Below are 12,400 nucleotides of genomic sequence, written 5' to 3'. Positions count from 1 at the left end.
TCCAACTAAAATGGAAAGTTGTGTTAGCTTGCTGACAGACTTTTGATTGTATATTGCTGAGCTAATTCAACGTTATATCGAGTCATATATTAAGAGCTATTAGAACCTACAGTAAGCTTATCGATGTGAACGCTACTGCTCAAATGTGATTGAAGAATAAAAACAGGTTAAGGTTTTATGTCTGTCAGAGAATAGCAATTAGCAGCGTTATTTTCAGGGATAGTTACAAAAGTTGTAGGCACCTAAATTTAAGTAATCAATCTGTTTTTTTGGTAAGTAAATATAATAGGAATGAGACGATAGAGAGCGATTATCGCTTGTGATGTTGAGCCTCGACAATTAATTTACCTAAGTGACTGTTGTGCTAGTCCCATACCATCAAACGCTTTGATGGGCGCTACGGTTGTATCGTTTGTCTATGTGTTTACGAAAGATAAGAGGTAAAATGCTACAACCAGTGATCCGTGCTACGTTTCACTGGCAATTATTTTAATACGGTAGGAAAACTGACCTAATTTCGCACTTAGATGCTTGCAACAACAATGTTATAAACACTTTCAGGCGTAGCTGAATTAGCAGCAATTGCAATAGCAGCATTGCTACGGACATTTGCAATAACGTCTGCACGCGAATCAATTTCAACTTCTAGAATATCGAGTATTGCGTTTAAGTGGTCGCCTTCACCTTGGCTGATTTGTTCAACAACGATATCAAAGTTTTGTTGAATAAAAAGACCTGCGGTAACGTCGATACCTTTGCAGCTGTCTTGCGAAGAAACGTTTGAAGACACGGCTGTTGTACCAAGATCCCAAATAACGTTAGAAATCGCCGCTGCGGTTCTATTGTCATCAAAAATCATTGCACCAATACCACATTGCTTCCACGGATTAACTTTCTTTTCCTGCGCGGTTGCAGAAGTAGATAAGCAAGCTGTAACTAAAGCAATTACAAGTGTAGTTTTTTTCATAATTGTTATCCTCAATAATATAAAGAAAAATTAATGGCATACTCAAACGATTCATCATAGTTAATCGATGTCCGTATATCATATGAACGGTGTTCCAAAAAACGCTGTTCGAATGCCAAATATTTACGATCTTGTGTCAGATCATTTAAGTACGACTGATACCCTATTGCTAGGAATACAGCATATTGCGGTGTGATGTTAAACACTCCACCTATCTCGGGTCCTGCAGAAAGATATCCACCAGACTCGTTAGATCCTCTTGCACTTACAGAAAGTGCTCCGTAAGCAGCCAAGCTTTTTCCACGTGACCATGCTTTACCTATAAAACCGTCAACGTATGCGTTAGAACAACGAGTACAGGATAACGATTGTGGTTTGTAGCCTACAGCGACCTTCCACGCATACTCGCTATCAAAGGGTAAGTCAGTATTAGAAGCGTTAAGATTAATAATGCGTAATAGTGTTAATTCTCGCATCTCAAGAGATGAGTTATCCTGAGAATACAATAATCTCAAATCGAAGGTGCTTAGTTCTGAAAACGGAATACGCGCAGCGTTGACGCTCAGTAAATCATAGTAGTTCGCTCGAAATCGCAGTTCTAATGCTTCTCCAAATTTTTCATTGTGCACTGCGCTGACCTGAAGCATCGTCGTATCTTGCGCCATATGTGGCGGTTTCTGGATTGGAGTTACCCATTGTGTTTTACCTGCGGGTAGCGCAAAGCGCGCTAATAATAGTTCTTTCTTTTTTGCTGCTTGTTCTTCATCTAACTCACTTTCTTTTACTTCTATGAAAGCGTAATAGTCATATAGCGTATCTATAACTTTTTTGGCCGATTGTGATGTGAGTTTGACTAATACTGAACTTACTTTTATTGAAGATGTTCCTATGATTTCAACAAGACTTTTCTTTTCTTGCTTGCTGAGCTGATTCCACTTAGCGTACAAGGCTTCTTGCCGAGATCCTCGATAAGCGACATCGACAATAAGATGATGCTCAGCGTCGTGTCTATTGAGCATCATAATAAGGTCATATGGCATTACCCATGATTTATGGGGTGCAATTATCGGGACATCTATGACAAGTTCAAGCAATTTTGCGAGCTGGAATGCACAATTTTGCTTAAAAAAGTAATACTTCATTTTTGTATTTTCTAATTCATATAAATGGGCAAGTAAAAATAAAATATCATCTTCGCCAATATTGAGCTTATATTCCCATAGGTCCCTAAGCTCTGACTCATTATAAGTCAAATGTTGGTGGTGATATTTTTGGTTGGAAAACTTACCTTCGTAACCTCCAAAAATACCTTTTGCTACATACACTAACGGAGATTCATTTTCAGGTACCTTTGCGCCATAAGAAAACGTATTATCGAGCAGGTTATGTTCAACCTCATCGTTAAATTTTAAAAACACGTGCCCGTACATTGAAGCAGGATTGCCTAAATATCCACTTGCATATATGAGACTCATACTTTGGGTTTGAAAGGCATCTAAATACGCTTTGTAGCCTTCGCATTGGGTTTTTGGGAGAGCTAAATTTGGAAAATTCTTGACGATAAAAATTGCACGGGCTGGAAACTGACATTGAGTGTGTGCAACGTTAGTCAAAGCATCGATCGTCGCGATTAATTCAGCTTTAGCGTCTTTTCTTCCATCTGGCGATAAAAAAAAGTCTGAAGTGTTAACGCCGCTTCTTGCTCCATGAAAATAGCCAGCCTCAAAATGTAAGAGCTTGTGCCAAACAGCACTATTACTGACTGCCGTTACTAATGATTGATCATTGACGAAAACAGATGCTTTACTAGCTGATGGGGCTAAAAATAATATTACAACAAACAATCTGAACACAGAATCCATGCCTTGAGGTTAATTTGATTGAAATTCCTTTGTCAATACCAGAAAGTATACGCTTAAAAAAAAAAGTAGGTCAATAAATTGTCCGGGCGTGAGATTCAGGCAAATTAAATGTCGTTACGTTTTGTCATTTCAGCTAATTCTTCAATCAGCGAGTCTGTACTTTCCCCGAAGCCGTTTATCGAAGACTACTCAATTTTATCCTTAAACTCACACAAGTCTTCAATAACACACGCGCCACAGCGAGGTTTGCGCGCTACGCAGATGTATCTGCCATGTAAGATTAGCCAATGGTGCACGTCCACTTTAAATTCAGCGGGCACCACTTTAAGCAGTTTTTGTTCGACCTCATCGACGTTTTTACCCATGGCGAGTTTAGTGCGATTGGAAACGCGAAAAATATGGGTGTCTACGGCTATTGTTGGCCAGCCGAAGGCGGTGTTGAGTACTACGTTAGCGGTTTTACGTCCCACGCCGGGTAGGGCTTCTAAGGCTTCACGGTTTTCGGGCACTTCACCGCCGTGCAAGTCCACCAACATTTGGCAGGTTTTCATGGTGTTGACGGCTTTGGTGTTAAACAAGCCTATGGTTTTGATATAAGATTTAAGCCCGTCTAAGCCTAAATCTAATATGGCTTGTGGTGTATTGGCCACCGGGTAAAGTTTGGCCGTGGCTTTATTGACGCCCACATCTGTGGCTTGAGCTGATAACAATACGGCTATCAATAATTCAAAGGGACTAGAATAATTCAATTCTGTGGTTGGCTCAGGATTTTCTGCTCGCAGTCGCGTCAGAATTTCCCGACGTTTTTGGTTATTCATGACTTCAACTACCTTAACTTTCCGCCGTCACTCTGGCGCGCTGTACCACTTTATCTTGTTGTGGTGTCACCACCCAAGATTCAACCCGTTTATCTAACGCATTCTTAAGAGCAATAAGTAACCCCATGCCGAGGAAGGCACCTGGCGGCAGTATGGCTAGTAAAAAAGGGCTATCGGTTTCGAATACCGTCACTTTTAACACACCTGCCCATTCACCGAACAGTAAGTTGGCACCAGAGAATAGGGTGCCATAACCTAAGAGTTCACGCATGCCTCCCAAAATCACTAGCACAAGGGTAAAACCAAGCCCCATCATCAAACCATCGAATGCAGCATGACCCACAGGGTTTTTCGACGCGTAGGCTTCTGCACGTCCAATGATGGCACAATTGGTGACTATCAAAGGAATGAAAATGCCTAGCGCTTCATAAAGTCGAAAAGTGTAGGCATTCATTAACAATTGCACAACGGTAACAAAGCCGGCAATTACCATCACAAATATTGGTATACGAATTTCATTAGGGACTAAATTGCGCACCAATGAGACTGTGCAGTTTGAGCCAATTAATACCAAAGTTGTGGCAAGACCTAAACCTAACCCATTGATGACTGTCATGGTCACAGCTAGGAGTGGACATAGTCCAAGCAGTTGTACTATGGCGGGGTTATTTTTCCATAATCCTTGCCAACTGAGTTCTTTAAACTGATTCATCTTATTCTACCTTGCCGTTAATTGGCTGGTCATTCATGGCTTCACAGGTCTTTGTGGCGTTAAAAAGATCTTGCTGGTGGTGCTGAAAATATAACACCGCATTTTTGACCGCTTTTACCACTGCCCGAGGGGTAATAGTTGCGCCGGTAAATTGATCAAATTGGCCACCGTCTTTTTTCACTTGCCAATCTTTGTGGTTATCAGTAGTAACAGACTTGCCAGTAAATGCTGTAATCCAATCAGTGATACGGATATCGATTTTGTCACCTAAACCTGGAGTTTCTTTATGATCCAAAATACGTACTCCGGTCACTTCCGATTGCATATTAATGCCTACTATTAGCTCAATTTTACCACTGTATCCGTCTGGCGCAGTTGTTTCAATTGCAACCGCAGAAGGCGCGTTGTTCATTCTTGCTAAATATACGGTCTGGGGGTCTTTCGAGCCTAAATATTCAGTATCTACAACCTGAGTGCAATCATGGTGAATATCATTATCGTATAAAGACTGCGGAATAATTGCGTTCAAAATAGCCAGGCGCTTTTGTATTTGCTGCTCGGTTATTTGATCTTCAGTTACGGCATAGGTTATGGCTATGATCGCCGTTGTCACTAAAGCAAACGCGGTGAGTTTAAGACCATTGCTAACGATACTTTGTTTCATTAACTAGTCCTCCTTACCAGTATTTCCGCTATCTATCTGTTTGACTTTAATCACGTTTTTGTGTTCTGTGTGATGGCCATAAGTCCTTGGTCTGGTGTAATAATCAATCAAAGGAACACCCATATTCATGATCAATACAGCAAATGCGATCGCATCAGGGTAACCCCCCCAAGTACGAATAATGTATACCCATGCACCTATCCCAAAACCAAAAATTATACGTCCTCGATTGGTGGTGGTCGCGGATACCGGATCGGTGGCAATAAAGAACACCCCAAGCATGAAGCCACCACTGAATAGGTGGAACATTGGACTTGCATAGACTCCATCATCTACCAAGTACATAACCAGTGACAATCCTATAATGCCAGCAATCATGCCTACCGGAATATGCCATTTAATGACATTTACTTTTAATAACAGTAAACCGCCTAAAAGATAGGCAAAATTGACCCAAAACCAGCCCACGCCCAGACCATTATTAAACACAGCGGTTTGCATGCTTTCCTGTACGGTTAAGCCTTGGGAAATTGCGGTTTTCACAGCATCAAGAGGGGTGGCCATTGTATAGCCATCAACGTGAGTTCGCAGTTGCTCAATACTGTAGCCGTCAGCACTAAAGCCGCTAAAAATGATACTAAATGAATCTAAAAATGATTGTGGAAATTGGCTTAATGCTTGTGGAATCGCCCAAGTAGACATTTGCACTGGAAACGAGATAAGCAGCATCACATAAGCCGCCATGGCAGGGTTGAATAAATTAAACCCTAATCCACCGTAAAGTTGTTTGACTATCGCAATGGCAAAAATACTACCTATTACTGTGATCCACCAAGGAGCAAATGGTGGAATACTCACGGCGATTAAAAAAGCGGTAACCAAAGCACTGCAATCTTTTATCGCGACTTCAAAATTCTTTTTACGCATTTCAAGAATGGCAGCTTCAGTGACTATGATGGTGATGCTGGCGATCATAAAATGAATTAATGCTCCCCAACCGAAAAACCATGTTTGTACAGCTAAGCCTGGAATACCTGCATACATAACTAAACGCATTACCTGACCAGTATTACGTTTTACTCTTTGGTGGGGCGAGCTGGCAAATTTAAAACTCATGGGGATTAACTTTCATCCTTGTCTGCTGTGGAGCTAGACGGCTTTTTAGCGGCCTTTTCGGCACGCTTTAGTTTCGCAATACGATTTTGTTCTCGTGCTTTTGCGACTGCGGCTTCGACTTTTTGTTTGCGAATTTGTGCAGCAGTTAATTTTTCTGGTTGCTGGCTTGTTTGCAACTCATCATTAGCGACTTCAGGTTGTTCTGAATTTTTTTCAGTGGATATTTGTTTTTCTACCGATGGACTTGCTGCGGGCTTAGCGTTAGCTAATTTTTTAGCCTTGGCTTTGGCAATTGCCGCTGCTATTGCTTTTTGTTTTGCTGTGGGCTCTGATTTTTCCTGATGCACATCTTTAGTTTGCAGTTGTTGTTGCTCGTCGGTAACTGGCGTCGTTTTTAGCGCAGTCTCTGTTGCTGCTACTGTTTTTGCTGTTTCAGCTTGTTGCGCCTGCTTAATCGCTTCGCGTTTTGCTTTTGCTTTAGCGATAGCAATCGCCACTTTTTCTTGTTTGTTGGAATTGGCAGCTTTGGCTGGTGCTTCAGGTACAACATCACTTGTTGTGGGAGCTTTATTTGCGTCCGTTTCTTTTATTCCAGTATTGCTATCTTCCGACGCGGGGGTGGCTTCTTTTTCCGCCGCTTCCTTGGCCGCTGCGCGTTTCGCTTTGGCTCGAGCAATAGCCGCTGCAACTTTGTCTTGTTTGCTATTATTAGCTGTTTGCGGTGCTTCTGAGGCTTCGCTTGTTTGTGCTTTTTGAGGAGACGCTTGTTGCGACTCTAACTGAGCCGAGTTGGCTTGTTTTTTAGCTTTTGCTCGAGCTAAGGCCGCCGCTATCTTGTCTTTCGCATCATTGCCTTTTTCGCTCATTGCTTTTCTGCGCGCTTCGGCCGCTTTGGCATGTTTTTCTTCGCGCTCTTTTTGCTCTCTTTCTAAGCGTTCTTTACGTGCCTCGAATCTTAATCTGGCTTTGTCGGCTTGTGCTTTTTCCTGTTCTTGGGTGCGTATATCGGCTTTGGCAACACGATAATAGTGAACCAGTGGAATTTCACTGGGGCAAACGTATGCGCAGGCACCACATTCAATACAATCAAATAGGTTTAATTCATTGGCCTTTTCATATTCTTTCGCTTGGCTGTGCCAAAATAATTGTTGTGGCAGCAAGCTAGCAGGGCAGGCGTCTGCACAGGCACTGCATCGAATACAAGGCTGTTCTGCGCCGGGAGCTTGAATTTCATTGGCGGATGGGGCAAGTATACAATTGGTTATTTTAACCACCGGCACCTGATCATCAACAATTTCAAACCCCATCATAGGCCCACCCATAATGAGCTTTCGATCCCGCTGTTTGTGAGCCTTATATTGACCAATTTCCAATAAATGTGAGATGGGTGTACCTATGGGCGCCCAAACGTTCTGCGGACGTTTGAATGCTTGTCCGGTTAACGTAACCACGCGCCGAATAAGAGGAGTCCCAGTAAAAATAGCATCGGCAATGGCGAAACAGGTTCCTACGTTTTGCATAATGACACCCACATCAATGGGCAGTCCGTTTCCGGGGACTTCGCGATTAGTTAAAATTTGAATCAGTTGTTTTTCACCGCCCGCGGGGTATTTGGTTGGGATGGCAACAACTCTGTACTTAGCATTTTCCTGACAAGCAACTTGCATAGCTTCAATTGCTTCAGGTTTATTGTCTTCAACCGCAATAATCACTGACTTTGGTGCTAACAGGTGCACTAAAATATCAATACCTTGTCGAATCTGCCATGCATGCTCGCGCATCAGCCGATCGTCAGACGTTATGTAGGGCTCACATTCCACACCATTGATAATCAAAAATTCAACATTTTTCTTCGGAGACGATTTAATATGGGTTGGAAAACCAGCTCCTCCCATACCGCTAATACCAGCATTACATATTGCTTCAACGATTTTTGATTTGGGTTTTTGTTGATAATCTAAAATAGGGTTAAGGGGCGCCCAAGTTTCGAATTCATCTGTGCTGATTTCTATGGCAAGCTCTGGCAAGCCCGAAGGGTGAGCTGATACATGGGGTCCAATGTGACGAATGTAACCCGATGTGGGGGCATGTACAGGGACCGAAAAGGGATTTGTACTATGACTCAAAGGTTGTCCTTTGAGTACTCGATCGCCTTCCTTGACTAATAAGCCTCCCTCTACGCCAATATGTTGCTTCACCATAACATGCAGAGTTTTTGGCATGGTTATAGTTTCAATGGCTTTTTGATTAGAGAGTGATTTCAGCTCAGGTGGATGCACACCGCCATGAAAGTCCCACAATCGGCCTTGATTTAATCGTTGTAAAATACTGTCATAATCAGAATACAATTTAAACTTCCTCAATTGACTTGTTTTACTGGAATAGCATCGAGTTGCCATCGCCATGAAGAAGTATTCTGTTCAACCGGAATCATGTCGATACAATCAACTGGACAAGGCTCCACACACAAATCACATCCGGTACATTCATCTTGAATAACCGTGTGCATTTGTTTGGCTGCACCAATAATCGCGTCCACTGGGCAAGCTTGAATACATTTAGTACAGCCAATACATTCATCTTCGCGAATAAAAGCGACTTTTTTGACGTCTTCTTGCCCATGGGCGGCATCTAAAGGTTTCGCTTCAACCCCCATTAACTCGGCCAATTGTTTGATGGTGGCGTCTCCACCAGGAGGGCATTTGTTAATGTCATCACCGTTAGCAATGGATTCTGCATAAGGACGACAACCTGGAAAGCCACATTGGCCACATTGGGTTTGAGGTAAAAGTGCATCTATTTGTTCGACTAGGGGATCACTTTCAACGCGAAATCGAATCGCGGCATAACCGAGTATCGCGCCGAAAATAAGCGCCATGATTCCTATTACAATAAGTGCGATCACTAACGTCATTAAAACTTCACCAAACCAGTAAAGCCCATAAATGCCATCGACATTAAGCCCGCGGTAATCATTGCTATGGAAGCTCCTTTAAAAGGAGAGGGCACATTTGCAGCAGCTAATCGCTCACGCATAGCAGAAAAAAGTATTAACACTAAGGAGAAACCAAGCGCGGCGCCAAAACCATAAATAACCGACTCTACAAAATTATGATCTTGATTAACATTAAGTAAGGCAACACCTAAAACCGCACAATTGGTGGTGATAAGCGGTAAAAAAATACCAAGTAAACGATATAAGGTTGGACTTGTTTTATGCACCACCATTTCAGTAAATTGCACAACTACTGCTATAACGAGTATAAAACTCAAGGTGCGCAGATAACCCATACCTAGTGGCTGAAGAACATAATGTTCGACTAAGTAGCTGGTTAAAGAGGCGAGGGTAAGTACGAAAGTCGTTGCCATTGACATGCCAATCGCAGTTTCTAACCGGTTAGACACACCCATAAACGGGCATAGACCCAGAAATTGGACCAATACGAAGTTATTTACCAGTACTGTACCTACTAATAAAACTAAAAATTCACTCATTTGATATGTGTATCGCCCAACGATGATGCAAACAGTGTCTATTATCTCTGTTTACAGACCGATTAACAACTTGATATTCATAAGGTTATTGCGGCCAAAATTTAGCCAAATTTGTACATTAAAAAGATATTAAGAGATAGAGCCAGGAGATTTGGCTCCCCCTCCCCGACTCGAACGGGGGACCTGCGGATTAACAGTCCGTCGCTCTAACCAACTGAGCTAAGGGGGAATCAAATTGTGTCGTTGAAGTTGGCTCCCCCTCCCCGACTCGAACGGGGGACCTGCGGATTAACAGTCCGTCGCTCTAACCAACTGAGCTAAGGGGGACCTGATTTCAACGGAGGCGAATATTAATGAGCATCAACCGTTCTGTCAATACAATATCTTAGTTTTTTAGGCTTTCTTTCAAATTGATTGAATAAGCAGCTATTTTCGCTTTAAAAATAGCTCATATTTAGCAGTTAGCGCTATTTTTATTACTCAAACTCGATTTTGATAAAATTAAAAATTTTAAAAAAAAACTACTTTTCCGGCTAAAACAACATCTCTTTTTCTTTTAGCAAATTAGAAAAGCACTAAAAAATTTCGCGTACTAGATATAAAAAACTTCAAGCTGTCATTTTTAAAATTTAGAAAGAACTGTTTTTACGTTACAAATTAGCAACTAAATTGCGCAATAATTCGGCAATAAAAGTGCCAGAATTACTTTGAACTTTAATTAGCAAAAATACAGCTTACTATACTATTTTGTTATAAAGATTTAGTTGATCACTGTGTTTTACAACAGTGTTTAATAAATCTGAAACATAAACTTATAGCCCGTCAGGTTAGCGTTGACTTACCTAATTTTTAGTCACATTACTGTAACATAGCGGCTTTATTGGTGTTAGTGCAGTTATCCACTAATCCTGTGGATAAGTTTGTGTATAACACTTGAAAATAACAAAATCTAATTTGTTTAAAGAAGTCAATATAGCATTTGATATTTTTATGAAAAAATATTTTATTCATTATTATCAATGGTTTATTGTGTTTTCGATAGAAATTGCACCAAGGTGGTACATAAAGTTACCTAACATTCGTTTTCCTGTGTGTAGTTTTGCTAGGTAGATAGAATCTGTTTAGTAAGATGTTGAAAAATTGACAATTTATTAACATTTTTCGGCAGTTAATAAAAACTTAAAATTTTCCGTTCCGAGACGATCAGATCAATGGGATCCTTATCTAAGCAGTAAAAAATATATAAATAGGCATATATTCGAAAATCTGTCTGTCATATAATTATGCGCTTGCTTTCGCAGCGCAATTACACCCCAAATAAAGTAAAAAGTAGTTTAGGCATAGTTAATTTTCACTATGTCTATTATCATTGTCGATTAGCCTTAACGAGTACAAATACAGTGAATGAGTCCAAAGCAACAAACCGAAACAATGATTTGCTGAATGGTCCCATTTTCGAAACATTAAGACGGATGACCTTGCCAATGATTTTGGCGATGATTATGTTGATGACGTTTGGATTAGCCGACACGTTTTTTGTGAGTATGTTGGGTACTGAAGAACTGGCAGCAATCAGCTTCACATTTCCTGTCACATTTACCATTATTAGCTTAAACATAGGTCTTGGCATCGGCACCTCAGCGATTATTGGTCGTTCCTTGGGGTCAGGTGAAACTCACTTAGCCAAGGAATTTGCCACTGGCGCTTTAATGCTCTCTTTTATTTTAGTCGGAGCGTTGGCTTTTATCGGTTATTTAACTATTGACCCCATTTTTCGTTTGATGGGGGCAACAGATGACTTATTGCCTTACATAAATGACTATATGGTGGTGTGGTATGCAGCGGCCATATTTTTAGCTGTTCCCATGGTGGGAAATAGTGTTTTAAGAGCCGCTGGAGATACTAAAACCCCCAGTATTATTATGACCTGTGGTGGCATAATTAACGTTATTTTAGATCCCATCTTTATTTTTGGTTGGGGACCCGTTCCAGCGATGGGAATTCAAGGTGCGGCGCTAGCTACCGCTATTGCTTGGGGAATAGGGCTGCTCTATATATTGTATTTACTTGCCGTAAAACGGAAATTAATGCTTCCTCGGTTATTGACCTTAAAAGAGCTAAAGCTGACCAGTGGTGGGGTTTTACGAATAGGTTTACCTGCGGCTGGAGCCAATATGCTAACTCCAATTGCTGGCGGCATAATCACTGCAATTGCTGCTGGTTATGGTCCTGGAGCCGTAGCGGCTTGGGGCGTGGGAAGTCGCTTAGAATCGATTGCCAGTATCTTGGTGTTAGCACTATCAATGTCGTTACCTCCGTTTATCAGTCAAAATTTTGGGGCTAACAAAGTTACTCGAGTTGCTTCTAGTTACGTACTTTCGCTTAAGTTTGTACTCATTATTCAGCTAGTTGTTTACCTTCTTCTGTGTTTAGTCGCACCATTTGTTGCCTCTTTGTTTGCCGAAGAACAGCAGGTTGCAGACTTAATTGTTTTATTTTTGTATATAGTGCCCCTTGGTTATGGATTGCAGGGCGTTGTTATTCTCACAAATTCTTCCTTTAATGCCATGCATCAACCGATATCAGCATTGATCTTAAGCGTCATTAGGTTATTTTTGTTTTTTGTACCATTGGCTTATTTAGGAAGCGAGTTGTTAGATATTAAAGGCATGTTTTTTGGCATTATATTAGCTAATATTTGTACCGCAATTGTAGCTTACGTTTGGTTTACGAAGAGCATCAATACGCGACACCAACCTGCCTAAT

10 protein-coding genes and 2 tRNA genes are annotated in these 12,400 nt (G+C 41.3%); 1 reads left to right on the top strand and 11 read right to left on the bottom strand.

The window, feature by feature from the left end; translation table 11 throughout:
• Positions 1-523: 523 nt before the first annotated feature.
• The 11 genes from ABWV72_RS12110 to ABWV72_RS12060 all read right to left on the bottom strand — a co-directional run bounded on the left by ABWV72_RS12110 (position 524) and on the right by ABWV72_RS12060 (position 9,961).
• A complete protein-coding gene (locus ABWV72_RS12110) occupies positions 524-967 on the bottom strand; it encodes a DUF3015 family protein (RefSeq protein ID WP_216050247.1) in 444 nt (147 codons plus the stop codon).
• 11 nt (positions 968-978) lie between these two features.
• Entirely contained in the window at positions 979-2,820 is a 1,842-nt protein-coding gene (locus tag ABWV72_RS12105; protein ID WP_342807422.1) for an Lnb N-terminal periplasmic domain-containing protein, read from the bottom strand.
• Positions 2,821-3,014: 194 nt separating this feature from the next.
• Complete coding sequence (gene nth, locus ABWV72_RS12100) at positions 3,015-3,647, bottom strand: endonuclease III (protein WP_216050249.1); 633 nt, start codon at positions 3,645-3,647, stop codon at positions 3,015-3,017.
• A 13-nt stretch (positions 3,648-3,660) separates the two neighbouring features.
• Positions 3,661-4,359 (bottom strand): electron transport complex subunit E, encoded by a 699-nt coding sequence (locus tag ABWV72_RS12095; RefSeq protein WP_353370756.1) that lies wholly within the window; start codon positions 4,357-4,359, stop codon positions 3,661-3,663.
• A gap of 1 nt (position 4,360) precedes the next feature.
• On the bottom strand, positions 4,361-5,023 hold the full coding sequence (gene rsxG / locus ABWV72_RS12090; protein WP_216050251.1) for an electron transport complex subunit RsxG: 663 nt from the start codon (positions 5,021-5,023) through the stop codon (positions 4,361-4,363).
• Between the two features lie 3 nt (positions 5,024-5,026).
• Complete coding sequence (gene rsxD, locus ABWV72_RS12085; RefSeq protein ID WP_353370754.1) at positions 5,027-6,139, bottom strand: electron transport complex subunit RsxD; 1,113 nt, start codon at positions 6,137-6,139, stop codon at positions 5,027-5,029.
• Between the two features lie 5 nt (positions 6,140-6,144).
• Positions 6,145-8,487 (bottom strand): electron transport complex subunit RsxC, encoded by a 2,343-nt coding sequence (gene rsxC, locus ABWV72_RS12080; RefSeq protein WP_353370752.1) that lies wholly within the window; start codon positions 8,485-8,487, stop codon positions 6,145-6,147.
• A gap of 11 nt (positions 8,488-8,498) precedes the next feature.
• Entirely contained in the window at positions 8,499-9,053 is a 555-nt protein-coding gene (gene rsxB / locus ABWV72_RS12075; protein ID WP_216050254.1) for an electron transport complex subunit RsxB, read from the bottom strand.
• Positions 9,053-9,634: an electron transport complex subunit RsxA gene (gene rsxA, locus ABWV72_RS12070; RefSeq protein WP_216050255.1), complete on the bottom strand. Its 582-nt coding sequence runs from the start codon at positions 9,632-9,634 to the stop codon at positions 9,053-9,055. The genes rsxB and rsxA overlap by 1 nt, the downstream gene beginning before the upstream one ends.
• A 152-nt stretch (positions 9,635-9,786) precedes the next feature.
• Positions 9,787-9,863: transfer RNA gene (locus tag ABWV72_RS12065), tRNA-Asn, on the bottom strand.
• Positions 9,864-9,884: 21 nt separating this feature from the next.
• Positions 9,885-9,961 (bottom strand) — tRNA-Asn (locus ABWV72_RS12060).
• A 1,073-nt stretch (positions 9,962-11,034) separates the two neighbouring features.
• Here ABWV72_RS12060 and ABWV72_RS12055 point away from each other — a divergent pair.
• Complete coding sequence (locus ABWV72_RS12055) at positions 11,035-12,399, top strand: MATE family efflux transporter (RefSeq protein ID WP_216050256.1); 1,365 nt, start codon at positions 11,035-11,037, stop codon at positions 12,397-12,399.
• Position 12,400 lies beyond the last annotated feature (1 nt).

It is taken from the genome of Aliiglaciecola sp. NS0011-25 (assembly GCF_040370605.1).
Classification (GTDB): Bacteria; Pseudomonadota; Gammaproteobacteria; order Enterobacterales; family Alteromonadaceae; genus Aliiglaciecola; species Aliiglaciecola lipolytica_A.
This window is presented reverse-complemented; position numbering and strand designations above follow the sequence as displayed.